We start from the raw sequence: 25260 nt of genomic DNA on the forward strand, positions 1-25260 counted from the left end.
GCTGGTTGGGAAACCCCATACAGCCGCGGACCGGTTTGGTGCTACAAAATAAAAGCCTGGGACACCTGTCCCAGGCAGTTTGCTACAAAATACTGTGACTGCGATTACTTTTCCAGGCCGGCAGGCGGCCAGTTTTCCAGCTTCATGCCCAAGGTCAAGCCGCGCGATGCCAGCACTTCCTTGATTTCGTTCAGGGACTTGCGGCCCAGGTTTGGCGTTTTCAGCAGTTCGTTTTCCGAACGTTGGATCAGGTCGCCGATGTAGTAGATGTTTTCCGCTTTCAGGCAGTTTGCCGAACGCACGGTCAACTCCAGGTCGTCGACTGGACGCAACAGGATAGGATCGACCAGCGGTGCGCGCGATGGCGCTTCGGCGGCGGCTTCCGTGCCTTCCAGGGCAGCGAACACATTCAACTGGTCCACCAGGACGCGGGCCGACTGGCGGATCGCTTCTTCCGGCGAGATCACGCCGTTGGTTTCGATGTTGATGATCAGCTTGTCCAGGTCGGTACGCTGTTCAACGCGAGCCGACTCAACGAAGTACGATACACGGCGCACTGGCGAGAACGACGCGTCCAGGATGATGCGGCCGATGGTCTTGTTCGTGTCTTCCGACAGGCGACGCACGTTACCAGGAACGTAGCCGCGGCCTTTTTCAACCTTGATCTGCATGTCCAGCTTGCCACCGGCGGTCAGGTGGGCGATCACGTGGTCAGGGTTGATCAGTTCGACGTCATGCGGCAGGTCGATGTCGGAGGCCAGGATCGCGCCTTCGCCTTCTTTTTTCAGGGTCAGGGTTACCGAATCGCGGTTGTGGACTTTGAAAACCACACCCTTCAAGTTCAGCAACAGATCGACGACGTCTTCTTGCACGCCATCGAGGGAGGAATATTCGTGGACGACGCCAGCGATCGTCACTTCGGTCGGCGCGTAGCCCACCATCGACGACAGCAGAACGCGGCGCAACGCGTTACCCAATGTGTGGCCATAGCCGCGCTCGAACGGTTCCATCACGACTTTGGCGTGACCTGCACCGAGAGCTTCAACATCGATAATACGTGGCTTCAACAAACTGTTTTGCATGAAATGTCCTTTTCAATACCCTCGGCTCATTACACCGATAAGGCTGATGGCATTAGTAAAACGCCCACTCGATCGAGTGGGCGGAGGTGGTGCTAACTGCTATTAACGCGAGTACAGCTCGACGATCAGCGATTCGTTGACGTCGTTAGCGATTTCGTTACGCTCTGGCAGGGACTTGAAAGTACCTTCCATTTTCTTGGCATCAACCGAAACCCAGCTAGGCATACCAACTTGTTCAGCCAGCGACAGTGCTTCAACGATACGCACTTGCTTTTTCGATTTTTCACGAACAGCGATGATGTCGCCAACTTTAACTGCGTACGAAGCGATGTTCACAACGATACCGTTCACGGTGAACGCTTTGTGGCTGACCAGTTGACGCGCTTCAGCGCGGGTCGAGCCAAAGCCCATGCGGTAGCAAACGTTGTCCAGACGCGTTTCCAGCAACTTCAACAGCGTTTCGCCGGTGTTGCCTTTACGACGGTCTGCTTCAGCGAAGTAGCGGCGGAATTGACGTTCCAGCACGCCGTACATGCGCTTGACTTTTTGCTTTTCGCGCAGTTGGTTACCGTAGTCCGAGGTGCGGGCGCCGGATTTGACACCGTGCTGGCCTGGCTTGACGTCCAGTTTGCACTTGCTGTCCAGCGAGCGACGTGCGCTCTTCAGGAACAGGTCTGTACCTTCACGGCGGGAAAGTTTTGCTTTAGGTCCGATATAACGTGCCACGATACTTCCTTTTTTTAAATGATAACGCCCCAGCCACATGCATGATCAAACACACTGATGCGGTTAGGCGCTAGTCTGATTTGGTTTCAATCAGACGGTGGCTGAAAACGAAAAACCCGCCAAACAGAATTTGACAGGCAAGAACAGCCGGGCAGTATAACCGTTTCCGGCTCCCTGCTCCAGCGTTTTCACACAACTGTACTGAGTTACAACAGACAGCAAAGCAGCTGGCGCCGAAGCGCCCTCTGCAACACTATCTTAGATACGACGACGTTTCGGTGGACGGCAACCGTTGTGCGGTACCGGCGTCACGTCCTGGATCTCGGTGATCTTGATGCCCAGGTTGTTCAGCGCGCGAACGGCGGATTCACGACCAGGACCTGGGCCCTTGATACGTACTTCCAGGTTCTTCACGCCACACTCAACAGCCACTTTACCAGCGGCTTCCGCGGCGACCTGCGCTGCGAATGGGGTCGATTTACGCGAACCCTTGAAGCCTGCACCGCCGGAGGTAGCCCACGACAAGGCATTGCCTTGACGATCGGTGATGGTAATGATGGTGTTATTGAACGAAGCGTGGACATGTGCGATGCCTTCAGCGACGTTCTTTTTAACTTTTTTACGCACGCGTGCTGATGCGGCGTTATTTTGCGACTTAGCCATAATTATTCCCTAGCGGATTATTTTTTCAGCGATTGAGCGGCTTTACGCGGTCCCTTGCGGGTACGTGCGTTCGTACGCGTACGCTGGCCACGGCAAGGCAGACCCTTACGATGACGCATGCCGCGGTAGCAACCCAGATCCATCAAACGCTTGATGTTCATGGACAGTTCACGACGCAGATCGCCTTCGACGATGAATTTACCTACTTCATCGCGCAGCTTTTCCAGTTCGCTGTCATCCAGATCTTTGATCTTTTTGTTGGTTGCTACACCGGTCGATGCACAGATTTTCTCTGCGCGTGGACGGCCCACACCGTAGATGGCCGTCAGGCCGATAACGGTATGCTGATGATTTGGGATATTAACCCCTGCAATACGTGCCATTTGTTATTCCTCGATTAACCTTGACGCTGCTTGTGACGTGGTTCCACGCAGATAACGCGGACTACGCCTTTGCGCTTGATGATCTTGCAGTTGCGGCAGATCCGCTTGACTGATGCGAGAACTTTCATTTTTGGGCTCTTTCTTTCGCTTCTTTGGTTTGATTCAGTGTGTTACTTGGTACGGAACACAATGCGGGCTCGGCTCAGGTCGTACGGCGTCAACTCCACCGTCACCTTGTCTCCAGGGAGAATGCGAATATAATTCATCCGCATTTTACCTGAAATATGCCCGAGCACCACGTGTCCGTTCTCCAGCTTCACTCGAAATGTTGCATTTGGGAGATTCTCAAGAATCTCGCCCTGCATCTGTATGACGTCGTCTTTTGCCATTCGGTATGTTTACCGCGCTTAACGCGTCGGAATTCCGCCCTTGAAATTTGCTTTGCGCAGCAGTGAATCATATTGCTGCGACATCACGTAGTTCTGTACTTGCGCCATGAAATCCATAGTGACAACTACAATAATCAATAAAGAAGTACCGCCGAAATAGAATGGTACTTTCCACTGGGCTTGCATAAATTCCGGCAATAAACACACCAGGGTGATGTAGACTGCGCCGGCAAGTGTCAAGCGTGTCAGGATCTTGTCGATGTAACGGGCTGTCTGTTCGCCTGGACGGATCCCGGGAATGAACGCACCGCTTTTCTTCAAGTTATCCGCTGTTTCCTTGCTGTTAAACACCAGCGCTGTATAGAAGAAACAGAAAAACACGATCGCCACTGCGTACAACAGCGCATGGATAGGCTCACCAGGCCCCATCGATGCTGCCAAATCTTTCAAGAACCGCACCGCAGGGTTAGCGTTGTCGGCGCCCTTTGAAAACCAGTCCACGATAGTGGCCGGGAACAAGATGATCGAAGAAGCAAAGATCGGCGGGATCACGCCGGCCATGTTCAGCTTCAACGGCAAATGGCTGGTTTGACCGCCATAAATCTTGTTGCCTACCTGGCGCTTCGCGTAGTTGACCAATATTTTGCGCTGACCACGTTCGACGAATACAACGAAGTACGTTACCAGTGCTACCAGGATCACGATGAAAATCGCGCTGAAGCTGCTGATCGAACCATTCGACACCTGAGTGAACAAGCCACCCAACGCCGACGGCAGACCGGCTGCAATCCCGGCAAAAATGATGATCGAGATGCCATTACCCAAGCCACGCTCGGTAATTTGCTCACCCAACCACATCAAAAACATTGTTCCGGTCAACAAAGTGACGACCGTCACGAAGCGGAATGCAAGACCAGGTTCCAACACCAGACCAGCTTGCGACTCCAGTGCGACTGCAATGCCTAACGCTTGGAACAGTGCCAGGGCAACCGTGAAATACCGGGTGTACTGGGTGATCTTGCGACGACCTGCTTCGCCTTCTTTTTTCAACGCTTCCATCTGCGGTGACACGATCGACAGCAATTGCATGATGATCGAGGCCGAGATATAAGGCATGATACCCAGCGCAAACACTGTAAAACGAGACAAGGCACCGCCCGAGAACATGTTGAACATGCCCAGGACGCCGCCTTCGTGCTCCTTGAACAGCGAGGCTAATTGTGTCGGGTCAATCCCGGGAACCGGGACGTGAGCACCGATACGATAAACCACCAATGCGCCAAGCAAAAACCAGAGCCGTCCCCAAGGGAAACCGGCCGCTGCACTTTTAGCAAGTTGTGGATTAGTCGCCAATTTTCGCTCCGATCAAGCTGTTAGCGGTCAACTCAGGCTACCGAGCCGCCGGCTGCTTCGATGGCTGCTTTCGCGCCAGCGGACACTTTCAAGCCCTTCAAATTCACCGCTTTGGTGATTTCGCCGGACAAGATCACGCGCACGTCACGGGCCAACACGCCCAGAACGCCAGCTTGCTTCAAGACCAGAATGTCGACATCGCCAACAGCCAGGTTATTCAGATCGGACAGGCGCACTTCAGCTTTGAAGGTTGCGTGCATCGATTTGAAACCGCGCTTAGGCAGACGGCGTTGCAGAGGCATCTGACCGCCTTCGAAACCGACTTTATGAAAGCCGCCCGAACGCGATTTCTGACCTTTGTGACCACGACCCGAGGTTTTACCCAGGCCGGAGCCGATACCGCGACCGACGCGACGCTTGTAGTGCTTAGCGCCTTCGGCTGGTGCAATAGTATTCAATTCCATGATTTGCTCCGTTCGTGTAAGCCCGAAGGCTTACCCGACAACTTTAACGAGATACGATACTTTATTGATCATGCCGCGTACGGATGGGGTGTCTTGCAATTCGGAAACCGAATTTACACGACGCAGACCCAGACCGCGCACGGTAGCGCGATGCGATTCGCGCGTACCGATCAAGCCCTTGACCAATTGCACTTTGACTGTGTTTGTCATTTTGTCCACCTTAAGCCAGAATGTCTTCGACCGACTTGCCGCGTTTGGCAGCGATATCGGAAGCAGTGCTCATTTTCGACAGGCCGTCCAGCGTAGCGCGTACCAGGTTGTATGGGTTGTTCGAACCGGTGGATTTCGCCACCACGTCCGTCACGCCCATCACTTCGAAGATAGCGCGCATTGCGCCACCAGCGATAACGCCAGTACCAGGCTTAGCTGGGTTCATCAGGACCTTGGAGGCGCCGTGACGACCAACAACCGTGTGATGCAAGGTACCGTTTTTGAGCGGTACTTTGATCAGGTTGCGACGGGCTTCTTCCATTGCCTTCTGCACGCCAACTGGCACTTCTTTCGATTTGCCCTTGCCCATGCCGACGCGGCCATCGCCATCACCAACTACGGTCAGCGCGGCGAAACCCATGATACGACCACCCTTGACCACTTTGGTCACGCGGTTGATCGCGATCATTTTTTCGCGCATGCCATCATCCGGCTTGTCGCTTTGCATTTTTGCTTGCATTTTTGCCATGATTGATCCTTAGAACTTCAGACCGGCTTCGCGTGCGGCTTCTGCCAACGCTTTCACACGGCCGTGGTAACGGAAACCGGAGCGGTCGAACGCAACTTCGGTAATTCCTGCTTTCAACGCTTTTTCAGCGACGCGCTTGCCGATCAAGGCTGCAGCAGCGGCATTGCCGCCTTTGCCGGATTGGCCTGCCAGTTCAGCGCGTACTTCCGCTTCAGCCGTCGAGGCCGAAACCAGGACTTTAGCGTCCGGGCTGATCAGGTTGGCGTAAATGTGCAGGTTGGTGCGATGCACCGACAAGCGATTTACTTTCAATTCCGCAATCTTGATGCGGGTTTGGCGTCCGCGGCGAAGCCGTGATTCTTTCTTATCCATCGTCAGCCCCTAATTACTTCTTCTTGGTTTCTTTAAGCTTAACCACTTCGTCCGCATAGCGAACGCCCTTGCCTTTATAAGGCTCAGGAGCGCGGTAAGCACGAACTTCAGCGGCTACCTGGCCAACCTGTTGACGGTCGATACCTTTAATCAGGATCTCGGTCGGGGTTGGTGTTGCGCAGGTAACGCCGGCTGGCATGTCATGCACTACAGGGTGCGAGAAACCCAGGGACAGATTCAGCTTGTCGCCTTGAGCTTGCGCCTTGTAACCCACGCCTACCAGGTTCAGCTTTTTCTCGAAACCCTTGGTGACGCCAACAACCATGTTGTTGACCAGTGCGCGCAGCGTGCCGGACATGGCATTGGCTTCGCGGCTGTCGTTCGCCACGTCGAAACTCAGGGTTCCTGCATTGTTTTCTACTTTGACCAGGCCGGTGAGGGCTTGGGAAAGCACGCCCAGCGGGCCTTTTACGGTGATCGCTTGTGCGGAGATGGCGACTTCGGCGCCAGCTGGCACTACGATAGGCATTTTAGCTACTCGAGACATGTGTAACTCCTTAAGCCACGTAGCAAATAACTTCGCCGCCGACACCGGTAGCGCGTGCTTTGCGGTCAGTCATGACGCCTTGCGGAGTCGACACGATCGCCACACCCAAGCCATTCATCACAACAGGGATCTCGTCTTTACCCTTGTAGACGCGCAGACCCGGACGGGACACGCGCTCCAAGCGCTCAATAACGGGACGGCCAACATAATACTTCAAACCGATCTTCAGTTCCGCCTTGCCACCAGCTTCGGCAACAGCGAAATCTTCAATGTAACCCTCGTCCTTCAGGACGTTGGCAATCGCAATTTTGACTTTCGACGATGGCATGGCCACGGTCGTTTTTTGCACGCCTTGTGCGTTGCGAATGCGGGTCAGCATATCGGCGATAGGATCGCTCATACTCATTGCATATTCTCCTATTACCAGCTTGCTTTTGTCATACCCGGAATTTCACCACGCATGGCGAATTCACGGAGCTTGATACGACCCAGACCGAATTTACGGAATGTGCCGCGCGGACGACCGGTGATTGCGCAACGGTTACGTTGACGCGTCGGATTCGAGTTACGTGGCAGCGCTTGCAGTTTCAAGCGCGCTTCGTAACGCTCTTCTTCCGATTTCGACTGGTCATCAACGATGGCCTTCAGCGCAGCGCGTTTGACGGCGAATTTCGCAGCCAGGTCTACACGCTTTTGCTCACGGTTAATCAGTGCCAATTTTGCCATGATCTCAGTTTCTGAACGGGAATTTAAAGGCGGCGAGGAGCGCTTTGGCTTCATCGTCGGTCTTAGCGGTTGTCGTGATGCTGATATTCATACCGCGCAACGCGTCAATCTTGTCGTACTCGATCTCAGGGAAGATGATCTGTTCCTTGACACCGATGTTGTAGTTACCACGACCATCAAATGCACGGCCGTTCACACCACGGAAATCGCGTACGCGCGGCAGAGCCACGGTAATGAAGCGATCCAGGAACTCGTACATGCGAGCGCCGCGCAGGGTGACCATCGTACCGATCGGATAACCTTCACGGATTTTGAAGCCTGCGATAGCTTTGCGGGACTTGGTGGTCACTGGCTTCTGGCCGGCGATCTTGGTCAAGTCAGCAACAGCGTGCTCGAGAACTTTTTTATCCGCGATAGCCTCACCAACACCCATGTTCAGGGTAATCTTGGTCAGGCGTGGAACTTCCATTACCGACTTGTAACCAAACTTGCTGGTCAGGTCGGCAACGACTTTTTCTTTATAGAATTCTTGGAGACGTGCCATGATTTCTTAAGCCTTCACTACTTCGCCGGAGGATTTAAAGACGCGGACTTTTTTGCCATCCACTTCTTTGAAACCCACGCGATCTGCCTTGCCAGTCGCTGCATTAAACAATGCAACGTTGGACACGTGAATTGGCATGGTCTTATCGACGATACCACCAGTTACGCCAGTCATCGGGTTTGGCTTAGTCGCTTTTTTAGCGATGTTAATGCCGTCAACCACGATATGTTCAGCATCGATACGCTGCTGTACCACACCACGTTTGCCCTTGTCTTTCCCGGTCAGAACGATGACTTCGTCGTTTTTACGAATCTTATCCATTACGACTCCTTACAGGACTTCCGGTGCCAGGGACACGATTTTCATGAACTTCTCAGTGCGCAGTTCGCGCGTGACAGGTCCAAAAATACGGGTACCGATCGGTTCCAGCTTGGCGTTCAACAGTACGGCGGCATTGCCGTCGAACTTCACCAGGGAACCGTCTTGGCGGCGAACACCTTTAGCGGTGCGCACAACCACGGCGTTATAAATTTCACCTTTTTTGACACGGCCACGTGGCGCAGCAACCTTAACGGTTACCTTGATCACATCGCCAATGCCAGCATAACGGCGCTTGGAGCCGCCCAATACCTTGATGCACATTACTTCTTTGGCACCGGTATTGTCAGCCACTTCGAGCCGGCTTTCAGTTTGAATCATAGTATTCTCTTTCCCAACTTAAGCCGAAGAATCCACACAATGTAGACCCACGGTCAGTCTTGGTCCCGCCAGAGCCGCCCTGCTGGGCTTCACTGTTTGGGTGCATGACCTTCATACATCAACTGACCGCGAATGCTACTGTCTGTGGCCAGACACTTTGCGGCGTTACATGAACGAAGCCCGCAAGTATTACATACAATTTGCGGGCCTGCAAGTACTAATTAAAACCCACCGCCGAAACGGTGGTTTTTATTTAAACGGTTGGTGCGGCTTGAACCACACGTGTCACCGTCCATGCCTTCGTTTTGGAGATCGGGCGACCTTCCTGGATCTCGACCGTATCACCGGCCTTGACTTGGTTGGTCTCGTCATGCGCGTGATACTTGTTCGAACGCATGATGATCTTGCCATACAAAGGATGTTTTACGTGGCGCTCGATCAGAACGGTAACGGTCTTGTCCATCTTGTCCGAAACCACTTTACCGATCAGCGTGCGCTTGAGCGACTGTTTCACTGGTTCGTTCATTTGGCTTCCTTCAGATTCATTACCGTCTTCACACGCGCGATATCGCGGCGTACCTTCTTGAGCTGCGAAGTGTTGCTCAGCTGCTGCGTAGCGATTTGCATGCGCAGGCCGAACTGTGCCTTCAACAGGTCATTCAGCTCTTTTTGCAGAGCTGGCTGGTCCTTGCCGCGGAGTTCAGATGCTTTCATATACAACTCCAATTATTGGCCGACTTGGCGGATGACAAACGTCGTCGCCAGTGGCAGTTTAGCGGCGGCAAGACGGAATGCTTCCCGTGCCAGCGCTTCATCAACGCCATCCATTTCGTACAGTACTTTGCCTGGCTGAATTTCAGCGACGTAGTACTCAGGATTACCTTTACCGTTACCCATACGGACTTCAGCCGGTTTGTTCGAAATCGGTTTGTCCGGGAAAATACGGATCCAGATACGGCCACCGCGCTTGATGTGACGCGTCATTGCACGACGCGCCGCTTCAATTTGACGCGCAGTGATACGACCGCGCGCAACTGCCTTCAGACCGAATTCGCCAAACGACACGGCGGTGCCGCGGCTGTGCGAAATACCGGTGTTACGGCCTTTCTGCTCTTTACGATACTTTCTGCGTGCTGGTTGCAGCATGATTATTCTCCTGCTTTCTCAGCTGGTGCAGCGGCGGCCGGTTTAGCGGCGCGCACACGAGCAGCACCTGGTGCTGTGGATGGTTTCGCACCCGCTGGACGTGGGCGGCCGGCTGGCTTGCCATCGTCACGGCGTGGACCGCGGCTCTTCTTCTCGTCAGCTGGAGTATCGATGACTGGCGCATCGCCGTTAGGCGCGCGGTCACCTTTGTATACCCACACCTTGACGCCGATGATGCCGTAGGTGGTCGACGCTTCGCTGGTACCGTAGTCGATATCGGCGCGCAGGGTATGCAGAGGCACGCGGCCTTCGCGGTACCACTCTTTACGTGCGATTTCGATACCGTTCAGACGGCCGGACGACATGATCTTGATACCGAGAGCACCCAGGCGCATTGCGTTTTGCATTGCGCGCTTCATGGCGCGGCGGAACATGATCCGTTTTTCCAGCTGCTGAGCGATCGAATCGGCGATCAGTTGCGAGTCGATTTCTGGCTTGCGGATTTCTTCGATATTCACGTGAACAGGCACGCCCATGATCTTGGTCAGCGCGGACTTCAGTACTTCGATGTCTTCGCCTTTTTTACCAATGACCACGCCTGGGCGCGAGCTGTAGATCGTGAAGCGCGCGTTCTTGGCTGGGCGCTCGATAACGATGCGGCCAACGGAAGCGTTCTTCAGTTTCTTTTTCAGGTAAGCACGTGCTTTCAAGTCTTCGTTCAGCATGGCAGCGAAATTACCGTTGCCTGCATACCAGCGCGAAGCCCAGTTACGGGTGACCGCCAGACGGAAACCGGTTGGATGAATTTTCTGACCCATCGTGGCTCCTTAGTTACCGACAGTCACGTAAACGTGACAGGATTGTTTCGAAATACGGTCGCCACGGCCTTTTGCACGCGCGGTGAAGCGCTTCAGGACCGGGCCCTTTTCGACGTAGATCGTTTTCACGAACAATTCGTCGATGTCCGCGCCATCGTTGTGCTCAGCATTCGCAATTGCGGATTCCAGAACACGCTTGATGATCGCAGCACCTTTTTTCGGGCTGAATTGCAAGATGTTGAGTGCAGCGTCAACTTTCTTGCCACGGATCAGGTCCGCAACCAAGCGGCCCTTTTGGTCCGACAGGCGCACACCTTTGAGGATAGCTTTAGTTTCCATTATTTCTTAGCCTTTTTGTCAGCTGCATGGCCCTTGAACGTACGGGTCAGTGCGAATTCGCCGAGCTTGTGACCAACCATGTTTTCGGAAACATAAACCGGCACGTGCAGCTTGCCGTTATGTACCGCGATCGTCAGGCCGATAAAGTCAGGCATGATTGTCGAACGACGCGACCAGGTTTTGATTGGCTTTTTGTCTTTGGCTGCTTGCGCGGCTTCAACTTTTTTCACCAGGTGGGCGTCACAGAACGGCCCTTTTTTCAATGAACGTGTCATGTGCTACCCCTTATTTCTTGCCGCGGCGCGAGACGATCATGGAAGTAGTACGCTTGTTGCTGCGTGTCTTCTTACCCTTAGTCTGTTGGCCCCAAGGCGAAACTGGATGACGACCAGCTGCTGTTTTACCTTCACCACCACCGTGCGGGTGATCGACCGGGTTCATGACCACACCGCGAACGGTAGGACGAACACCGCGCCAGCGCATCGCACCAGCTTTACCGATTTTACGCAGGCTGTGCTCGGCGTTACCGACTTCACCAACCGTAGCACGGCACTCGATGTGCACGCGACGCACTTCACCCGAGCGCAGACGCACTTGAGCGTAGGTACCTTCACGTGCCATCAGCACAACGCCAGCGCCAGCGGTACGTGCCATTTGGGCACCTTTACCTGGCAGCATCTCGACGCAATGCATCACGGTGCCGACTGGGATGTTACGGATTGGCAAGCAGTTACCCGATTTGATCGGCGCTTCCGAACCATTCATCACGCTATCGCCAACGGCCATGCCTTTGGTTGCGATGATGTAGTGGCGTTCGCCGTCGGCGTAGCACAGCAGAGCGATATTCGCGGTGCGGTTTGGATCGTATTCGATACGTTCCACTTTCGCTGGAATACCATCTTTGGTGCGCTTGAAGTCGATCAAGCGATAGTGTTGCTTGTGACCACCACCGATATGACGGGTGGTGATGTGACCGTTGTTGTTACGACCAGCGGTCTTGGATTTCTTTTCAACCAGGGCAGCGAATGGACGACCTTTGTACAGGTCGGCATTCACCACCTTTACCATGCCGCGACGGCCTGGCGAGGTTGGTTTCATCTTAACGAGTGCCATTATGCAGCCTCCTCGGAGAAGTTGATTTCCTGGCCAGGTTTCAGGCACACGAAAGCACGCTTGGTATGGTTACGACGGCCGTTGAACTTGCCGGTGCGCTTTTGCTTACCTTCGCGGTTTGCAGTTTGCACGGACAGGACTTCGACCTTGAACAGCAGTTCGACCGCTGCCTTGATTTCAGGCTTGGTTGCATCCGGCAGTACGCGGAATACAATTTGCTCGTTCTTTTCCGCGACCATGGTGGCCTTTTCGGAAATGACCGGCGCCAACAGCACCTTCATCAAGCGTTCTTCGCTATGTTTCAAAATCGCGCTCATGCCAGCATCTCCTCAATCTTAGCCAATGCAGCTTTGGTGACCAAGATCTTCTTGTAGAACACCAGGGACATCGGGTCTGCGTGACGTGGCTCAACGACGAGTACGTTAGGCAGGTTGCGCGATGCCAGTTCCAGGTTTTCGTTCAGAACGTCGGTGATGATCAGAACCGAATCAAAGCCCAGGCCGTTCAATTTTTGCGACAGCAGCTTGGTTTTTGGCGCGTCGATCGTCAGATCGTCGATGACGATCAGGCGCTCTTCGCGAGCCAGCTGCGACAGGATCGAGCAGATACCTGCGCGATACATTTTTTTGTTCACTTTGTGGGTGAAGTTTTCGTCAGGCGAGTTCGGGAAAATCCGACCACCGCCGCGCCACAGTGGCGACGACGACATACCAGCACGAGCGCGGCCGGTACCTTTTTGGCGCCATGGCTTTTTCGTCGTGTGGTGAACTTCTTCACGGTCTTTTTGCTTGCGGTTACCACTACGTGCATTCGCTTGATAAGCGATGACGACTTGGTGGATCAGCGCTTCATTGTAGTCACGGCCGAAAATCGTATCGGCTGCAGCAACGTTCGAGGCGGCTTGACCTTGCGCATTCAGAAGCTTGAGTTCCATCGTTTAAGCTCCCTTCTTGGCTTTGGTTTTGATGGCTGGCGAGACAACTACCTGGCCATTTTTCGCGCCTGGAATCGCGCCTTTGACCAGCAGCAGCTGACGGTCGGCATCGATACGGGCGATCACGAGGTTCTGGATCGTACGGTTAACGTCACCCAGATGACCGGTCATGCGCTTACCAGGGAAAACGCGACCTGGATCTTGTGCCATACCGATGGAACCTGGAACGTTATGCGAACGCGAGTTACCGTGCGTTGCACGGCCAGAAGCGAAGTGGTAACGTTTGATAACGCCTGCATAGCCTTTACCAATGGTAACGCCTTGCACGTCGATCTTTTGACCGACTTCGAACAGGGAAGCAGCGACAACATCGCCAGCTTTCAGTTCAGCGGCTTTAGCAGCGTCAACGCGGAACTCTTTCAACAGAGTACCGGCTTCAACACCAGCTTTAGCGTGATGACCAGCAACAGCTTTGGTCACGCGGGAAGCGCGACGTTGACCGAATGCGACCTGAACAGCGGAGTAACCATCTGTTTCAGGGGTTTTGATTTGCGCAACACGGTTGTTCGATACGTCCAACACGGTGACCGGGATCGAATCCCCTTCATCCGTGAAAATGCGCATCATACCAACCTTGCGACCGAGAAGGCCTAGGCTCATTTTTTCTCCATTCCCACCTGCGATTGGGCGGGGCTTGTTTAACTACAAAGTAACGTAGGACTCAAAAAAGACGAATCCATACCGAAGCCGGCTAGTATATAGCACAAAAACCCTTGACGCAACAAGTTAACACGAGGTATGTCAAAGTGTTGCGCGACGCCCCTGCGGGAGTTGTCGGCGCGCCTGAAAAACGCTGCTGCAAGGCAAGCTAACCGGCGCAAAGCACGGCGGCATGCGGCCTGGGACGCCGGGCGCCGTCAGCAGCATGCACTGGCGACCGTAGAAACAACGAGGGCGCGTACACCGCGTACGCGCCCTCTTGTCCTCATCAATCAGGATTGACGCCCCCTTGGGCGTAGCTCAGTTCAGACCTTGCATTGCTCGATGCAATGCTTGTAGATCATCTCGCAGATGGGACTCGAGGCCGAGCCAGGCATGCCGCCCGAACACGCATTGGCCCGGATGGCACACTCCAGCGTGCAATCATTGCCGGCCATCGCATACGAGGCGCTGCAACCGATGGCAAACAGGAATACCGCGATTTTCTTGTACATACATGTCTCCAATTGTGTTTTCAGGAATGAAAGCTCATCGGCGCCACCCCGCGCGCAGCAAAGCAGGTCGCCAGGAGCATGGGGCTTACTTTTGGCAATTGACCAGACAATGCTCGTACAGGTCTTCGCAGATGGGGCTGCCACCGAGGTGCGCCCGGCAATTGGCCACTTTTTGCCCGCACTCGCTATAGCACTGCGCTACGTCGCCGGCGGCAAACGCATAGGATGCGCTCAGGCCGAGCGCAAACAGGAAGGCTGAGGTTTTCTTGATCATGGTATGTCTCCGCTTGGTTGATATACGACTACGATGAAAGAACCACTGGGGCCGCAGCGCCATCACCGCCTCGCCCCCGGCAGGCCGTGCGAGACCCTCCATTACCAAAAAAGTAACACCAATAGAATACCGTAAACAATACCAACCAAACACCAATTTATTGAAGAATCAGATAAGTTTATGCGTTCCGCATTTTTGCGTCAGAACTGCCGCCGGCCGGTCCGGGAAGATGCCGGAACCGGCCATCGGCCTGGCAATCATTTGCGCACAAGCACCTATTCTGGCGCCGTCCCTTTGCCAATCTGATACCAGTTCACCTTGCGCGTCGCCACCATGATGGCCGCCAGCACGGCGAACAACAGGATGCTGCCCATCACCAGCGCATTGTTTTCCGAACTCAGCAACCCGTACAAAGCGCCATACAGCACGGTCAGTGCGACGCCGAAACCGATGCCGCGCCACACGTTGTGCAGCACGTGCACCAGATAAAAGCTGGTCAGCGCGATGCAGGCGGCGCTGGCGGTCAGATAGGCGGCGAGGAAAGCGATATGCTCGGCCAGGCCTACCAGCAGCAGGAAGAAGATCACCAGCGACAGCCCCACCAGCAAGTACTGCACCGGGTGGATCGGCAGGTTTTTCAGGATTTCAAAGATGAAAAAGGCGGCAAAGGTCAGCGCCACGAACAGCAGGCCATACTTGGTGGCGCGATCCGATTGCGAATACACGTTCACCGGCTCGATGAAGCCGACGCTGAAGCGGTCCACCTGGCCCAGCGGCGCACTGTCGGGCACCTTGAATTCGCCCTCGATGGTGCTCAGCTGCGTTTGCGCATTCGTGGCCAGGGACGAAATGTTCCAGCCCACGCTGAAGCCCTGGGCGTCGATCTGGCGGTTTTTCGGCGACGGCAGGAAGCGGCCGCCAAACTGCGGATGCGGCCAGTTCGATTTGATGTGGATCTGGCTGTTCTTCGCCACCGGCACGAAATGCTGGCGTTCGATGCCATCGAGGCCCAGGTCAAAGCTGAAACGCACCTGCCGCGGCGCCGCCAGCGGCAAGCTGCCCAGCGGCGCGTGCAGGCCGCTGCGGAAGGCAAACAGGTCGGTCCCCTGCTCGAATTCGATCTGCTGGCCGCCCCAGTCGATCTTCGGGATATTGCGGATGCCGCGCACGTCTTCGATCGACAGGGCGACGAAGGGCTCGCCCACGGTCACGCGCGAGTCGGGCGACTTGCGCGGCAGCTGGGCGCTGCCCGGCACGGTAAAGTCGCCCTTGAACGCATGCTGGCCGCTGTAGACCAGCACCTGGTGGATGCCCCGGTAGCGGCGGTCCGTCTCGATGCTGCCATTGATCTGCAACTCGTTCGGATACACGAGCAGGCGGCGCTGCACCGTACGGCGCAGCAGCTCCGTGCGCACCGGCAATTTCACTTCCTGCGTCTTGTCATCGCCCTTGGCCACCTCCACGCGCTCTTCGTATTGCTCCGTGTAGGGAATCACCAGGATGGGGCCGATGATGGTTTGTTCGCGCACCGAATCGGCGGCGATGCTGTTGACGGCTTCCTGGCGGAACTCCATCCGCTCCTTGATCGTTTCCTGAATCATCAGCAGCGGCAGGCCGATCAGCAGCATCAGGCCGAAGACGATCAATGCCTTGATTAATAGCGTTTTTTGCATGGCGCATCCTTAAAGTAAGGGTGCCAGTGTAAAAAAGCCATGTGCGCTGACGATGCGCTGCGTGTGAAGTGCGGAAATAAATTCCGGCCAACTACACCAGGGGCAGACACAGGCGCGCGCAAGCGCCGCCATCCGGATGGTTGGCCACCTCCACCCTGCCGCCATGCAGCAAGGCCACCTCGCGCACGAAGGGCAAGCCCAGGCCCGTGCTCTTGCCGGCCTCAGGGCGCGGCAGCGAATAGAAGCGTTCGAAGACGCGCTCCTGCGCATACGCGGGGATGCCCGCGCCGCGGTCGCGCACGCTGATTTCCACTTGCGTCGCCTGGCGCTGCGCCGTCAGGTCGATGCGGCTGCCAGGCGGCGCGAAGCCGGCGGCATTGTCGAGCAGGTTGCCCAGCGCCTGGCGCAGCAACAGGGCGTCGCCAGCCACGCTCAGCTCGTCGCACTGTATCTGCAGGCGCACGCCGCGCACGGCCAGCGTGGCAGCCGCGTCCTGCGCCACTTGCGCCAGCAGGGGCGCCAGCGCGATGCGCTCCGGATGGTCGAGGCGCTGCTGCTTTTCCACGCGCACCAGGGCCAGCAGCTTGTCGATCAGCTGCCGCTGGCGCGCGTTCTGCTCCAGGATGCTGGCCAGGAACTGGCGGCGCTCGGCCGGCGGCATGTCTTCCTGCAGCAGCTCGGCCGACGCCTGGATGGCGGCGATCGGGCTTTTCAATTCATGCGCCAGCGTATGCATCAATTGCTCCACATACTCCTTGCCTTCCAGCCGGGTGCGCATCGCCTCCAGCGCCCGCCCCAGGGTGCCGATCTCGTTCCTGCCCAGCGCCGGCAGGGCCACCTTGCGCCCCGCCTCCACGTCGCCGATATAGCGCATCAGCTTGCCCAACGCATGGTGCAACCACCAGGCGAACGCCAGGCCAATCAGCAGCGACAACAGCAGCAGCACGGCGCCGCGCTGCAGGATCTTGCGCTGGCTGCGTTCGACAAACGCCTGCACGCTGGCATTCGGCTTGGCCACCGTCAGCACGCCGATGACCTCGTTGCCGTCGCGAATCGGCGCGGCCACGTGCATCACCGTCGACATCTCGTCATCGGGCTGGCTGCGCGTGCTGCGCGCGCCATACTTGCCCTGCAGGGTGAGGTAGACATCGTTCCAGCGCGAGTAATCGCGCCCCACGTCGCGCCCGCTGGAATCGAACAGCACGATGCCGCGCCGGTCCGTGACATAGATGCGGTAGTCGAGGCTTTGCTTGCGCACGCCATTGATGTTGACGTCCACGCCGTGCTGCGCGTAATTCTGCATGCGCGCCGCCACCGGCGAGTTCGCCAGGCTGCCCGCCTTCAGATCGGGCGCCACCAGGCTGGCCAGCAGTTGCGAGGTATCGACCAGCGTATCTTCCAGGGTCGAACGCACGCCCGGCTTGACCTGCTCCATGAAGACATTCAGCAGGAACCACGCCGCCAGCCCCACGATCAGGAAGTAGCCCAGCAGGATGCGCAGGCCGATTCTCATGCGCCAGCCAGGCTGTAGCCGAGGCCACGGTGGGTCTGGATGGGTTCCTGCTGCGCGTCGATGGCGCGCAGCTTGGCACGCAGGGATTTCACGTGCGCATCGACGGTGCGCTCGAGCGTGTCGGGCGCGCCGCTCCACACGCGCTCCATCAGCTGCGCGCGCGACAGCACGTGGCCCGGATGCTCAAGCAGGGTCTTCAGCAACAGGTATTCGTAGCGGGTCAGGTCCAGCGGCTGGCCATGGAACAGCACCCTCGCCTCGAGCGCGCGCAATTCGAAACGCGCCGGCGCCACGCTGGCCATCCTGGCGGTGGCGGCTATCGTCATGCCAGCCTCGCGCGGCACCTGTGTGGCGCCCGCGCGACGCAGGATGACGCGGATGCGCGCCACCAGTTCGCGCGGCGAAAACGGTTTCGTGACGTAATCGTCGGCGCCGATTTCCAGGCCGACGATGCGGTCGATTTCGTCGCTGCGCGCCGTCAGGAAGATCACCGGCACCTCGGAAAACTGGCGCAGGCGGCGGCAGACTTCGAGCCCGCTCATGTCGGGCAGTCCCACGTCGAGCACCACGAGAACGGGCATTTCCGCGGCTTCGCCGGCAGCCGGGCGCAAGGCGGCCAGCGCCTGCGCGCCCAGCATCACATGGCGCGGCGCGAAACCGTCCGTGCGCAAGGCATAGGCGATGCCGTCGGCGATCGCCTGTTCATCTTCCACGATCAGGATAGTCTTGGACATGGCGGCGGCGCGCAGTGAAGGAGAGACCCGGAGTATCCCTGAAGCGGGCAAGCGGCGTCAATCGCGCGCGTCCGCACGTGCCGGCAAAAAGCCGCCCACGATGAAAAACTGATGGTATATTCATCACAGCTTGACTCCACCGATATGCAGTGCCCCAACCTGTACGAGGAGACCATGAAGAAACATACCATCAGCCTGCTATGCAGCGTCAGCCTGCTGGCCGCCTGCGCGACGCCGGCCACGCTCACCACTTCCAACGCACAACACGACGCTTGCAACGCGGCCGAGATCAAAGGCCAGCTTGGCGAAGCGGAACTGGCTTGCGTGCAGGCGCTGCGCAGCGCCGAGCAAGCCGGGGCGAGCGCGGAAATCCTGTCGCAACGCCAGTACAACCTGGGCCGCATCAAGCGCCTGCAAGGCAAGAATGCGGAAGCGGAAGCGCTGTACCGGCAAGCGCTGGCCACGGAAGAAACGGCACAGCCGCGCAGCGACGCACGCGTCGGCCGGCGCCTGGTGGAGCTGGCGTCGGCACTGTCGGCGCAAGGCAAGTGGCAGGAGGGCACGGCCTACCTGGAACGCGTGCTGCCCCTGCTGCCGAAACTGTCGTCCGCTTCGCGCACATATACAGCGGAAGTGCTGCGCCAGTACGCCAGGCAGCTGCAGGGCGGACCGCAGGCGGCGCTCGGCAACCGCTTCGATGCGGTGGCGGCCAGCCTGCAGTAAGGGGGGCGCCCCATCGGCCACGACGGGCTTCTGGCGCTCCGCGGCAGGCGACGGTCCCCAGGCCCGCATCCCCGGTGCGCCGCCGGCACTGCCTGTGCCGGCGGCGGCATGGAAGCCCCACCGGGGCCGGGCTTAATGCTGGGCGACGTGGATGCTGGCCTTGATGTGCTTGAGGTGGGCCACGATGGTGAAGGTCATCACCACCAGCAGCGACCATGAGCTCCATTTGCTCACATGCACGACCGACCAGGCGCCAAGCTGGTTCGGATAGCGCCACACGCCCCAGAAGGTGCTGATGTTTTCAGCCAGCCAGATAAAGAAGCCGACCAGCACGAAACCCAGCAGCAAGGGCATGCTGCGGTCGCGGTCGAGCGGGCGGAACACCACGGTAGTGCGCGCGTACAAGCCCAGCGCGCAGGCCGCCAGATACCAGCGATAGTCGCCGATGTAGTGATGGGTGAAGAAGTTGGCGTAGATCAGCAGCGCGATCAGCACCGCCATCCAGTACGGCGGATGGTGGCGGATCCGCATATCGAGCAGGCGCCAGGTCTGGATGATGTAGCTGCCGACGGCCGCATACATGAAGCCGGAGAACAGGGGGACGCCGAACACCTTGGTATAGGCGAAGTCGGGATAGCTCCACGACTGGATCGCCCCCGACACCTTGAACACCTCCAGCGCGAAGCCGACCAGATGAAACAGGCAGATGGCCTTCAACTCATCCCACGTTTCCAGTCCGCTCCAGACCATCGCGCCCTGGATCGCCAGCGCCACCAGCAGCAGCACGTCATAGCGCGGCAAGCCGAACAGGCCGGCGCGCGGCACCAGGAACACGGCGGCAAAAAACAGACCGACGAACAGGCATGACCTCGCCTCCTTGATGCCGAAATACAGGAATTCGGTCAGGAAGCGCGGCCAGCCGCGCAAGCGGCTACGGGGCGCGGCATTTAACAGGTGAGCATCGAGAGCATTAAGCATGCGGCAACTTTATCTTCCAGCCGTGGCACTGTAAAGCGATATCCCCCCGCGCATCGATGGCAGGGCAAAAAAAAACCAGGCGCAAGGCCTGGTTTTTGCTACGTCCGGCATCGCTGCCGGACGGTAGTGTGTCAACTGACGACGATCAGAGGAAGGTGTAGCTGGCCGATACGCCGATACGACGGAACTGGAACGATTCAGCGTAGCCTCTGCGCCACTGCACCGGTGCAGCCTTGTCGAACAGATTGTCGATATACAGGCTCAGACGGGTATTTTTGATACCGCTGTACGACAGGTTGTAGTCGACCGTGGTGTTGCTGCCTACGCGCGAGCAAGCATCCATGTTCGCAGCCGAAACCTTGTTGGTAACGCAGTAGGTCGACGAAGTCTGGTTGTTGTTGCTAAAGCCGCTGGCGTAGTTCAACGTCATGCCGTGGTCGAACGAGCCGGCCTTCAGGCTGGCGCGCAGCTTGGTTTTCAGACGCGAACCCAGGTCATAGTTACCTGCCAGATTGGTGGCATAGGCATTGTCGGTCACGCTGAACTCCTGGTATTTCCACAGGTAGCTACCTTCCAGTTTCAAGCGAACCTGGCCGATACTGGTGTTGAAACGGCCACCCGCATCAAAGTCGAAGCCCGAAGCACGGGTCTTGCCGCTGTTGACGTATGGGTTGTACAGCAGGCCGATCGCGCCAACGCCACCGAAGTTGACGGTATTTCCTGGAGCGTATTTCTTGACCAGTGCCAGGAACTGCGCGTCCGACGCCGAGTTATCGACACGCACCAGCTGTCCGGCTGGCAGGCCAGCTTCGCCGCGCAGGATGTCGGCCACGTCACGGGTACCGATTTCGTCCTTGCGTTCGATATGGTAGTAGTCCAGTGCCACGGTCCAGTTCTTGACCGGTTCGAAAACGAAGCCAGCGGTAATCGAACGCGAGGTTTCCGGTTTCAGGTCCTTGTTCGCCGACACGAAGCTAGGCACGCCGCCTTTGCAATCGCTGTTCTGGAAGGTGTTGCCCTGAGCCTTGTCGACGCTGGTGGCTGCTGGATTATTCTGCACCAGGTTGTTCAGGGTGCTGGCAGTGGCGCAGCGACGTGGGTCGCTGACATCGGTGGCAAACGAGCTGCGGCCCAGGCCGTTACCTGTTTCAACGATGTTCGGCGCGCGGAAGCCGCCAGCGGCCGTAGCGCGCAGCAACAGGGTGTCGGTGGCGTTGACGCGCAAGCCCAGCTTCGGCGAGAAGTGCACGTCGCTGTTGGTGGACTTGTCGGCACGTACCGCGGCGCTCACTTCGACACGCTTGACCACCGGAATGGTCGCTTCGGCGAACAGCGCGTAGTGATCCATGGTGTCTTTGACTTGCAGCCCGGCAATACCGACCAGGTCGCCACGCAGCACGTTGTCCGAGCTGGCCATTTCATACTTTTCGCGACGGATGTCGGTACCGAACGCCACATTCAACGGGCCGGCCGGCAATTTCGCCACTTCACCGGACACGGTTGCGTCGATGAAGGTGATCTTCGACTCGCCCTTGGTGGTACGTACAGGGAACATCGACTCCAGCAGCGCGGTATCGTTTTGCTGGCCGAACTTGTAGGTGCCGTTGACGATGGCATTGGTGTAGCCGGTGGCGCTCACGGCACGGGTGGCCTTGTTGGCTTTCGAGTTCATGTAGCCGACCGCGGATTTCCAGTCGAAATTGCCGATGTCGCCGTTCAGGCTCAGCATGACACGCGTCTGGTCGGATTCGGTGCGGTTGAAGTTGAAGCCGTTGCCGGTGTCCATCATGCGGGCGCGGTATTCCACCGGCGTCGCATACGGGTTCATCGCGTGGCCAACTGGCAGCTTAGGATAGAAGAACGGGCCGACCATCTTGCCGTTGATCGCATCGTACCAGGTGCTCGACGACGTGGTGGCGCTACCGTTGCTGACGTTGAATGGGGCGACGATGTAGTCGTTGCTGGCGCCGGCATTGGTGATCTCGAAGTTGGCGTCGATATCCTTGCCAATCTTGAAATGCGTGTTACTGGCCAGTGCATAGCGCTTGGCATTGGTGGTCAGGCCGGTGTACGGCAGGATATCCATCTTGCACAGCTTGTCCTTGGCATCGATCTTGTCGGCCGGGCAGCCTGGCGCGGCGACAATGTTCGTGCTGTTCAGGAAGTAGTTGCCGGTTGGCGAGAACGAGCTCAGGGCGTCCCAGGTCGAACGGCCCGGGGTCTGGCGGTGCCATTCAGGGTAGTGGCCGCGCAGGTCGCCAGCGGTGTAACCGTCGTTCTTGTAAGCTTCGTACGTCAGGTAGGTGTTGAAACCATCCTTGTCGATATCGCCGTAACCGACAATGCCGGAAACGTTGCGGCTGCGCTGGTCTTTGAAACGGTCCGTTTCCTTGTAGTTGCCGGTGATCTTGGCGCCTTCGAAGTTCTTCAGCAGGATGATGTTGATCACGCCAGCGATGGCATCGGAACCATAGATTGCCGATGCGCCATCTTTCAGGATCTCGATGCGCTCGATGGCAGCAGCCGGGATCGCGTCCAGGTTGGTAAAGTTTTGTTGCGCGCCATCGGCCAGGCCGTATTGTGCAATGCGACGGCCATTGACCAGCACCAGGGTCGCCACCTTGCCCAGGCCGCGCATGCCTACGCCCGAGGAGCCCGTGGCGAAGCTGCCGGAGCTGCTGCTCGACGAGTCGATCGAAGTACTGATCGCAGCGGAGGAATTCAGGATGCCCAGCGCCGTGGTCTGGCCGGTACGCTCGATATCGTCGCGTGTCAGCACCTGGAGCGAACCGGCTGTTTCAGCTTCGGTACGCTTGATGCTACTACCGGTGACTTCGACGCGTTGCAGTTTTTCTGCTGGTGCGACAGCTTCTTGTGCCACAGCATATTGGGAGAAGGCCAGTGTCAATGCTATTGCAAGAGTGCTTTTCTTCAAACCTGGTGTATTGCTCATCACTATACTTTTCAAGACTACTCCTCAGATATTATTCTCGTTTTATAAATCGATACGTTGTACTGATCATTTTTGTAAAACAATCACACATTCTCACGTATGTTACAAATTTCTCACATTTAGCGTCCGCAGGAAAGAGAGGAATTAACAATTGTTGTTTTAACCCCACTTTATAAGCCAGGTTATTACTTTATGGGATAGCCATGGCGCGCATGAAACTGCTTGGCAGCCTCGCTGAGAAGAGGCGAAAAGAAGAATGAGGGATGGATGGAACGAAGGACGAGAGGCGGCCGCAGCAAAAGGCACGGCGCCAAAGCAATGGGGCCGGGCGCATTCACGATTGTGAACAGGCCCGGCCCCATCATCAGGCAGCGGGACACCCCGCCAGCCTGGAACAGCTGACAACACCTGGTGCTACGGTGTTGTCAGCCGCCCTTGAAACTCTTATTGCAGTTTGATTTCAACATCAACACCAGCTGGCAGGTCCAGCTTCATCAGCGCGTCAACGGTTTTGTCCGTTGGGTCAACGATGTCCATCAGGCGTTGGTGCGTACGGATCTCGAACTGATCGCGCGAAGTTTTGTTGACGTGCGGGGAACGCAGCACATCGAAACGCTGAATACGGGTAGGCAGTGGTACTGGGCCTTTGACGACAGCGCCGGTGCGCTTCGCGGTTTCAACGATTTCCAGAGCGGACTGGTCGATCAGTTTGTAATCGAAAGCCTTCAGGCGGATACGGATTTTTTGGTTTGGTGCCGACATGATATTTCCTTAAAAGAACGAACCGCGCGGTCTGCACGGCAATGAGGTCATACGGGAATTTCTGACGCAACAACCGTCAGGGTCGACATGATAGCACCAAAATGCTTGCCAACCCCGGCAGTTGAATAAAAAGAGGGGCGCCGGGCGACGACGCTTCCTCTTTTTTGCAGGCTTAAGAATTAAGCCAGGATTTTTGCAACCACGCCGGCGCCGACGGTACGACCGCCTTCACGGATAGCGAAGCGCAGACCTTCTTCCATCGCGATCGGGTTGATCAGCTTGACGGTGATCGACACGTTATCGCCTGGCATAACCATTTCTTTGTCTGCTGGCAACTCGATCGAACCAGTTACGTCCGTCGTGCGGAAGTAGAACTGTGGACGGTAGTTGTTGAAGAATGGCGTATGACGGCCGCCTTCGTCTTTCGACAGAACATAGATCTCGCCGGTGAAGTGAGCATGCGGCTTGATCGAGCCTGGCTTGGCCAGAACTTGACCACGTTGCACGTCTTCACGCTTGGTGCCGCGCAGCAGCAGACCAACGTTGTCGCCTGCTTGACCTTGGTCCAGCAGTTTGCGGAACATTTCCACGCCGGTGCAAGTCGTTTTGACGGTATCGGTGATACCAACGATTTCGATCTCTTCGCCGACTTTAACAATGCCGCGCTCGATACGACCGGTAACCACGGTACCGCGACCCGAGATCGAGAACACGTCTTCCACTGGCATCAGGAACGCACCGTCAACAGCGCGCTCTGGCGTTGGGATGTAAGCATCCAGCGCATCGGCCAGACGCAGCACTGCGTCAACGCCCATTTCGCCTTCTTTGCCTTCCAGCGCCATACGTGCCGAACCTTTGATGATTGGCAGGTCGTCGCCTGGGAATTCGTACTTCGACAACAGCTCGCGCACTTCCATTTCAACCAGTTCCAGCAGCTCTGCGTCGTCGACCAGGTCGCACTTGTTCAGGAACACGATGATGTATGGAACGCCAACTTGGCGGGCCAGCAGGATGTGTTCGCGGGTCTGTGGCATTGGGCCGTCAGCTGCGGAGCACACCAGGATCGCGCCGTCCATCTGCGCGGCACCGGTAATCATGTTTTTGATGTAGTCGGCGTGGCCTGGGCAGTCAACGTGCGCGTAGTGACGCGTTTCCGTTTCGTACTCGACGTGGGCGGTGTTAATCGTGATACCGCGCGCTTTTTCTTCTGGAGCCGCATCGATCTGGTCGTATGCTTTAGCTTCGCCGCCGAATTTCTTCGACAGAACCGTTGCGATTGCAGCGGTCAGCGTGGTTTTACCGTGGTCGACGTGGCCGATGGTGCCGACGTTGACGTGCGGCTTGGTCCGTTCGAATTTACCTTTTGCCATTTTATTCTTCCTTAGAACAATGATTTAAA

Annotated in this window: 37 protein-coding genes; 1 reads left to right on the top strand and 36 read right to left on the bottom strand. The window is 56.9% G+C overall.

Annotated features, from left to right (window positions below):
- Nucleotides 1-104: 104 nt before the first annotated feature.
- The 32 genes from rpoA to creB all read right to left on the bottom strand — a co-directional run bounded on the left by rpoA (nucleotide 105) and on the right by creB (nucleotide 18445).
- Nucleotides 105-1082, bottom strand: a complete 978-nt coding sequence (gene rpoA / locus O0880_RS16835; protein ID WP_008444343.1) for a DNA-directed RNA polymerase subunit alpha — start codon at nucleotides 1080-1082, stop codon at nucleotides 105-107.
- Nucleotides 1083-1184: 102 nt separating this feature from the next.
- On the bottom strand, nucleotides 1185-1808 hold the full coding sequence (gene rpsD, locus O0880_RS16840; RefSeq protein WP_071325659.1) for a 30S ribosomal protein S4: 624 nt from the start codon (nucleotides 1806-1808) through the stop codon (nucleotides 1185-1187).
- Between the two features lie 258 nt (nucleotides 1809-2066).
- Complete coding sequence (rpsK, locus tag O0880_RS16845; protein ID WP_010394475.1) at nucleotides 2067-2471, bottom strand: 30S ribosomal protein S11; 405 nt, start codon at nucleotides 2469-2471, stop codon at nucleotides 2067-2069.
- A gap of 17 nt (nucleotides 2472-2488) precedes the next feature.
- Nucleotides 2489-2854, bottom strand: a complete 366-nt coding sequence (gene rpsM / locus O0880_RS16850; protein ID WP_046681666.1) for a 30S ribosomal protein S13 — start codon at nucleotides 2852-2854, stop codon at nucleotides 2489-2491.
- 14 nt (nucleotides 2855-2868) lie between these two features.
- Nucleotides 2869-2982 carry a 50S ribosomal protein L36 gene (gene rpmJ / locus O0880_RS16855; RefSeq protein WP_010394471.1) on the bottom strand — a complete coding sequence of 38 codons (114 nt, stop codon included), beginning with the start codon at nucleotides 2980-2982 and terminating at the stop codon, nucleotides 2869-2871.
- A gap of 42 nt (nucleotides 2983-3024) precedes the next feature.
- Nucleotides 3025-3243, bottom strand: coding sequence for a translation initiation factor IF-1 (infA, locus tag O0880_RS16860; RefSeq protein WP_005663428.1), 219 nt, complete (start codon nucleotides 3241-3243; stop codon nucleotides 3025-3027).
- A gap of 18 nt (nucleotides 3244-3261) precedes the next feature.
- Nucleotides 3262-4596 (bottom strand): preprotein translocase subunit SecY, encoded by a 1335-nt coding sequence (gene secY / locus O0880_RS16865; RefSeq protein WP_071325660.1) that lies wholly within the window; start codon nucleotides 4594-4596, stop codon nucleotides 3262-3264.
- A gap of 32 nt (nucleotides 4597-4628) precedes the next feature.
- Nucleotides 4629-5060, bottom strand: a complete 432-nt coding sequence (gene rplO / locus O0880_RS16870) for a 50S ribosomal protein L15 (protein ID WP_034753211.1) — start codon at nucleotides 5058-5060, stop codon at nucleotides 4629-4631.
- A 30-nt stretch (nucleotides 5061-5090) separates the two neighbouring features.
- On the bottom strand, nucleotides 5091-5270 hold the full coding sequence (rpmD, locus tag O0880_RS16875) for a 50S ribosomal protein L30 (RefSeq protein WP_010394435.1): 180 nt from the start codon (nucleotides 5268-5270) through the stop codon (nucleotides 5091-5093).
- Between the two features lie 10 nt (nucleotides 5271-5280).
- On the bottom strand, nucleotides 5281-5799 hold the full coding sequence (gene rpsE / locus O0880_RS16880; protein ID WP_010394433.1) for a 30S ribosomal protein S5: 519 nt from the start codon (nucleotides 5797-5799) through the stop codon (nucleotides 5281-5283).
- Nucleotides 5800-5808: 9 nt separating this feature from the next.
- Nucleotides 5809-6171, bottom strand: a complete 363-nt coding sequence (gene rplR, locus O0880_RS16885; protein ID WP_010394431.1) for a 50S ribosomal protein L18 — start codon at nucleotides 6169-6171, stop codon at nucleotides 5809-5811.
- A 13-nt stretch (nucleotides 6172-6184) separates the two neighbouring features.
- Complete coding sequence (rplF, locus tag O0880_RS16890) at nucleotides 6185-6718, bottom strand: 50S ribosomal protein L6 (protein ID WP_071325661.1); 534 nt, start codon at nucleotides 6716-6718, stop codon at nucleotides 6185-6187.
- A 10-nt stretch (nucleotides 6719-6728) separates the two neighbouring features.
- Nucleotides 6729-7124 (bottom strand): 30S ribosomal protein S8, encoded by a 396-nt coding sequence (gene rpsH, locus O0880_RS16895; RefSeq protein ID WP_071325662.1) that lies wholly within the window; start codon nucleotides 7122-7124, stop codon nucleotides 6729-6731.
- Between the two features lie 14 nt (nucleotides 7125-7138).
- The gene (gene rpsN, locus O0880_RS16900; protein WP_038497021.1) at nucleotides 7139-7444 is read right to left on the bottom strand and encodes a 30S ribosomal protein S14; all 306 of its coding nucleotides are present in this window, start codon (nucleotides 7442-7444) and stop codon (nucleotides 7139-7141) included.
- A 4-nt stretch (nucleotides 7445-7448) separates the two neighbouring features.
- On the bottom strand, nucleotides 7449-7988 hold the full coding sequence (gene rplE, locus O0880_RS16905; protein WP_010394421.1) for a 50S ribosomal protein L5: 540 nt from the start codon (nucleotides 7986-7988) through the stop codon (nucleotides 7449-7451).
- A gap of 6 nt (nucleotides 7989-7994) precedes the next feature.
- Nucleotides 7995-8309, bottom strand: coding sequence for a 50S ribosomal protein L24 (gene rplX, locus O0880_RS16910; RefSeq protein ID WP_010394419.1), 315 nt, complete (start codon nucleotides 8307-8309; stop codon nucleotides 7995-7997).
- A 9-nt stretch (nucleotides 8310-8318) separates the two neighbouring features.
- A complete protein-coding gene (rplN, locus tag O0880_RS16915) occupies nucleotides 8319-8687 on the bottom strand; it encodes a 50S ribosomal protein L14 (RefSeq protein ID WP_008444317.1) in 369 nt (122 codons plus the stop codon).
- Nucleotides 8688-8940: 253 nt separating this feature from the next.
- Nucleotides 8941-9213 carry a 30S ribosomal protein S17 gene (gene rpsQ / locus O0880_RS16920; protein WP_010394415.1) on the bottom strand — a complete coding sequence of 91 codons (273 nt, stop codon included), beginning with the start codon at nucleotides 9211-9213 and terminating at the stop codon, nucleotides 8941-8943.
- Nucleotides 9210-9401 carry a 50S ribosomal protein L29 gene (gene rpmC / locus O0880_RS16925; RefSeq protein ID WP_010394412.1) on the bottom strand — a complete coding sequence of 64 codons (192 nt, stop codon included), beginning with the start codon at nucleotides 9399-9401 and terminating at the stop codon, nucleotides 9210-9212. The genes rpsQ and rpmC overlap by 4 nt, the downstream gene beginning before the upstream one ends.
- A gap of 12 nt (nucleotides 9402-9413) precedes the next feature.
- Complete coding sequence (rplP, locus tag O0880_RS16930) at nucleotides 9414-9833, bottom strand: 50S ribosomal protein L16 (RefSeq protein ID WP_034753201.1); 420 nt, start codon at nucleotides 9831-9833, stop codon at nucleotides 9414-9416.
- A 2-nt stretch (nucleotides 9834-9835) separates the two neighbouring features.
- Nucleotides 9836-10651, bottom strand: coding sequence for a 30S ribosomal protein S3 (gene rpsC / locus O0880_RS16935; RefSeq protein ID WP_071325663.1), 816 nt, complete (start codon nucleotides 10649-10651; stop codon nucleotides 9836-9838).
- A gap of 9 nt (nucleotides 10652-10660) precedes the next feature.
- Nucleotides 10661-10993: a 50S ribosomal protein L22 gene (rplV, locus tag O0880_RS16940; protein WP_170840583.1), complete on the bottom strand. Its 333-nt coding sequence runs from the start codon at nucleotides 10991-10993 to the stop codon at nucleotides 10661-10663.
- On the bottom strand, nucleotides 10990-11265 hold the full coding sequence (gene rpsS / locus O0880_RS16945; RefSeq protein ID WP_008444295.1) for a 30S ribosomal protein S19: 276 nt from the start codon (nucleotides 11263-11265) through the stop codon (nucleotides 10990-10992). Before rpsS ends, rplV begins: the two co-directional genes overlap by 4 nt.
- 10 nt (nucleotides 11266-11275) lie before the next feature.
- Entirely contained in the window at nucleotides 11276-12103 is an 828-nt protein-coding gene (rplB, locus tag O0880_RS16950; RefSeq protein ID WP_034753198.1) for a 50S ribosomal protein L2, read from the bottom strand.
- Nucleotides 12103-12420 (bottom strand): 50S ribosomal protein L23, encoded by a 318-nt coding sequence (rplW, locus tag O0880_RS16955; protein WP_010394398.1) that lies wholly within the window; start codon nucleotides 12418-12420, stop codon nucleotides 12103-12105. Before rplW ends, rplB begins: the two co-directional genes overlap by 1 nt.
- The gene (gene rplD / locus O0880_RS16960) at nucleotides 12417-13037 is read right to left on the bottom strand and encodes a 50S ribosomal protein L4 (RefSeq protein WP_034753197.1); all 621 of its coding nucleotides are present in this window, start codon (nucleotides 13035-13037) and stop codon (nucleotides 12417-12419) included. Before rplD ends, rplW begins: the two co-directional genes overlap by 4 nt.
- Nucleotides 13038-13040: 3 nt before the next feature.
- Nucleotides 13041-13697, bottom strand: a complete 657-nt coding sequence (rplC, locus tag O0880_RS16965; RefSeq protein WP_010394393.1) for a 50S ribosomal protein L3 — start codon at nucleotides 13695-13697, stop codon at nucleotides 13041-13043.
- 365 nt (nucleotides 13698-14062) lie between these two features.
- On the bottom strand, nucleotides 14063-14251 hold the full coding sequence (locus O0880_RS16970) for a hypothetical protein (protein WP_289887686.1): 189 nt from the start codon (nucleotides 14249-14251) through the stop codon (nucleotides 14063-14065).
- A gap of 85 nt (nucleotides 14252-14336) precedes the next feature.
- A complete protein-coding gene (locus O0880_RS16975) occupies nucleotides 14337-14525 on the bottom strand; it encodes a hypothetical protein (RefSeq protein WP_289887687.1) in 189 nt (62 codons plus the stop codon).
- 275 nt (nucleotides 14526-14800) lie between these two features.
- The gene (gene creD, locus O0880_RS16980; protein ID WP_289887688.1) at nucleotides 14801-16198 is read right to left on the bottom strand and encodes a cell envelope integrity protein CreD; all 1398 of its coding nucleotides are present in this window, start codon (nucleotides 16196-16198) and stop codon (nucleotides 14801-14803) included.
- Nucleotides 16199-16289: 91 nt separating this feature from the next.
- Nucleotides 16290-17711 (bottom strand): two-component system sensor histidine kinase CreC, encoded by a 1422-nt coding sequence (gene creC, locus O0880_RS16985; protein ID WP_289887690.1) that lies wholly within the window; start codon nucleotides 17709-17711, stop codon nucleotides 16290-16292.
- Nucleotides 17708-18445 (bottom strand): two-component system response regulator CreB, encoded by a 738-nt coding sequence (creB, locus tag O0880_RS16990; protein ID WP_289887691.1) that lies wholly within the window; start codon nucleotides 18443-18445, stop codon nucleotides 17708-17710. The genes creC and creB overlap by 4 nt, the downstream gene beginning before the upstream one ends.
- Nucleotides 18446-18619: 174 nt before the next feature.
- Here creB and O0880_RS16995 point away from each other — a divergent pair, with 174 nt between their 5' ends.
- Nucleotides 18620-19168, top strand: a complete 549-nt coding sequence (locus O0880_RS16995; RefSeq protein ID WP_071325668.1) for a tetratricopeptide repeat protein — start codon at nucleotides 18620-18622, stop codon at nucleotides 19166-19168.
- Between the two features lie 132 nt (nucleotides 19169-19300).
- Here O0880_RS16995 and O0880_RS17000 read toward each other — a convergent pair whose 3' ends face one another.
- The 4 genes from O0880_RS17000 to tuf all read right to left on the bottom strand — a co-directional run bounded on the left by O0880_RS17000 (nucleotide 19301) and on the right by tuf (nucleotide 25231).
- Complete coding sequence (locus tag O0880_RS17000) at nucleotides 19301-20146, bottom strand: DUF817 domain-containing protein (protein WP_071325669.1); 846 nt, start codon at nucleotides 20144-20146, stop codon at nucleotides 19301-19303.
- Between the two features lie 145 nt (nucleotides 20147-20291).
- Entirely contained in the window at nucleotides 20292-23027 is a 2736-nt protein-coding gene (locus tag O0880_RS17005; protein WP_289887694.1) for a TonB-dependent receptor, read from the bottom strand.
- 516 nt (nucleotides 23028-23543) lie between these two features.
- Complete coding sequence (gene rpsJ, locus O0880_RS17010; RefSeq protein WP_010394389.1) at nucleotides 23544-23861, bottom strand: 30S ribosomal protein S10; 318 nt, start codon at nucleotides 23859-23861, stop codon at nucleotides 23544-23546.
- A 179-nt stretch (nucleotides 23862-24040) separates the two neighbouring features.
- Nucleotides 24041-25231, bottom strand: a complete 1191-nt coding sequence (gene tuf, locus O0880_RS17015; protein WP_034753125.1) for an elongation factor Tu — start codon at nucleotides 25229-25231, stop codon at nucleotides 24041-24043.
- Nucleotides 25232-25260 lie beyond the last annotated feature (29 nt).

It is taken from the genome of Janthinobacterium sp. SUN118 (assembly GCF_030397695.1).
Classification (GTDB): Bacteria; Pseudomonadota; Gammaproteobacteria; order Burkholderiales; family Burkholderiaceae_D; genus Janthinobacterium.

Bases quoted from the DNA above. Each gene is read 5' to 3' on its own strand.
- rpoA (WP_008444343.1), bottom strand. From the start codon at position 1,082: ATGCAAAACAGTTTGTTGAAGCCACGTATTATCGATGTTGAAGCTCTC.
- rpsK (WP_010394475.1), bottom strand. From the start codon at position 2,471: ATGGCTAAGTCGCAAAATAACGCCGCATCAGCACGCGTGCGTAAAAAA.
- rpsM (WP_046681666.1), bottom strand. From the start codon at position 2,854: ATGGCACGTATTGCAGGGGTTAATATCCCAAATCATCAGCATACCGTT.
- rpmJ (WP_010394471.1), bottom strand. From the start codon at position 2,982: ATGAAAGTTCTCGCATCAGTCAAGCGGATCTGCCGCAACTGCAAGATC.
- infA (WP_005663428.1), bottom strand. From the start codon at position 3,243: ATGGCAAAAGACGACGTCATACAGATGCAGGGCGAGATTCTTGAGAAT.
- rplO (WP_034753211.1), bottom strand. From the start codon at position 5,060: ATGGAATTGAATACTATTGCACCAGCCGAAGGCGCTAAGCACTACAAG.
- rpmD (WP_010394435.1), bottom strand. From the start codon at position 5,270: ATGACAAACACAGTCAAAGTGCAATTGGTCAAGGGCTTGATCGGTACG.
- rpsE (WP_010394433.1), bottom strand. From the start codon at position 5,799: ATGGCAAAAATGCAAGCAAAAATGCAAAGCGACAAGCCGGATGATGGC.
- rplR (WP_010394431.1), bottom strand. From the start codon at position 6,171: ATGGATAAGAAAGAATCACGGCTTCGCCGCGGACGCCAAACCCGCATC.
- rplF (WP_071325661.1), bottom strand. From the start codon at position 6,718: ATGTCTCGAGTAGCTAAAATGCCTATCGTAGTGCCAGCTGGCGCCGAA.
- rpsH (WP_071325662.1), bottom strand. From the start codon at position 7,124: ATGAGTATGAGCGATCCTATCGCCGATATGCTGACCCGCATTCGCAAC.
- rpsN (WP_038497021.1), bottom strand. From the start codon at position 7,444: ATGGCAAAATTGGCACTGATTAACCGTGAGCAAAAGCGTGTAGACCTG.
- rplE (WP_010394421.1), bottom strand. From the start codon at position 7,988: ATGGCACGTCTCCAAGAATTCTATAAAGAAAAAGTCGTTGCCGACCTG.
- rplX (WP_010394419.1), bottom strand. From the start codon at position 8,309: ATGGATAAGATTCGTAAAAACGACGAAGTCATCGTTCTGACCGGGAAA.
- rplN (WP_008444317.1), bottom strand. From the start codon at position 8,687: ATGATTCAAACTGAAAGCCGGCTCGAAGTGGCTGACAATACCGGTGCC.
- rpsQ (WP_010394415.1), bottom strand. From the start codon at position 9,213: ATGAACGAACCAGTGAAACAGTCGCTCAAGCGCACGCTGATCGGTAAA.
- rpmC (WP_010394412.1), bottom strand. From the start codon at position 9,401: ATGAAAGCATCTGAACTCCGCGGCAAGGACCAGCCAGCTCTGCAAAAA.
- rplP (WP_034753201.1), bottom strand. From the start codon at position 9,833: ATGCTGCAACCAGCACGCAGAAAGTATCGTAAAGAGCAGAAAGGCCGT.
- rpsC (WP_071325663.1), bottom strand. From the start codon at position 10,651: ATGGGTCAGAAAATTCATCCAACCGGTTTCCGTCTGGCGGTCACCCGT.
- rpsS (WP_008444295.1), bottom strand. From the start codon at position 11,265: ATGACACGTTCATTGAAAAAAGGGCCGTTCTGTGACGCCCACCTGGTG.
- rplB (WP_034753198.1), bottom strand. From the start codon at position 12,103: ATGGCACTCGTTAAGATGAAACCAACCTCGCCAGGCCGTCGCGGCATG.
- rplW (WP_010394398.1), bottom strand. From the start codon at position 12,420: ATGAGCGCGATTTTGAAACATAGCGAAGAACGCTTGATGAAGGTGCTG.
- rplD (WP_034753197.1), bottom strand. From the start codon at position 13,037: ATGGAACTCAAGCTTCTGAATGCGCAAGGTCAAGCCGCCTCGAACGTT.
- rplC (WP_010394393.1), bottom strand. From the start codon at position 13,697: ATGAGCCTAGGCCTTCTCGGTCGCAAGGTTGGTATGATGCGCATTTTC.
- O0880_RS16970 (WP_289887686.1), bottom strand. From the start codon at position 14,251: ATGTACAAGAAAATCGCGGTATTCCTGTTTGCCATCGGTTGCAGCGCC.
- O0880_RS16975 (WP_289887687.1), bottom strand. From the start codon at position 14,525: ATGATCAAGAAAACCTCAGCCTTCCTGTTTGCGCTCGGCCTGAGCGCA.
- creD (WP_289887688.1), bottom strand. From the start codon at position 16,198: ATGCAAAAAACGCTATTAATCAAGGCATTGATCGTCTTCGGCCTGATG.
- creC (WP_289887690.1), bottom strand. From the start codon at position 17,711: ATGAGAATCGGCCTGCGCATCCTGCTGGGCTACTTCCTGATCGTGGGG.
- creB (WP_289887691.1), bottom strand. From the start codon at position 18,445: ATGTCCAAGACTATCCTGATCGTGGAAGATGAACAGGCGATCGCCGAC.
- O0880_RS16995 (WP_071325668.1), top strand. From the start codon at position 18,620: ATGAAGAAACATACCATCAGCCTGCTATGCAGCGTCAGCCTGCTGGCC.
- O0880_RS17000 (WP_071325669.1), bottom strand. From the start codon at position 20,146: ATGCTTAATGCTCTCGATGCTCACCTGTTAAATGCCGCGCCCCGTAGC.
- rpsJ (WP_010394389.1), bottom strand. From the start codon at position 23,861: ATGTCGGCACCAAACCAAAAAATCCGTATCCGCCTGAAGGCTTTCGAT.
- tuf (WP_034753125.1), bottom strand. From the start codon at position 25,231: ATGGCAAAAGGTAAATTCGAACGGACCAAGCCGCACGTCAACGTCGGC.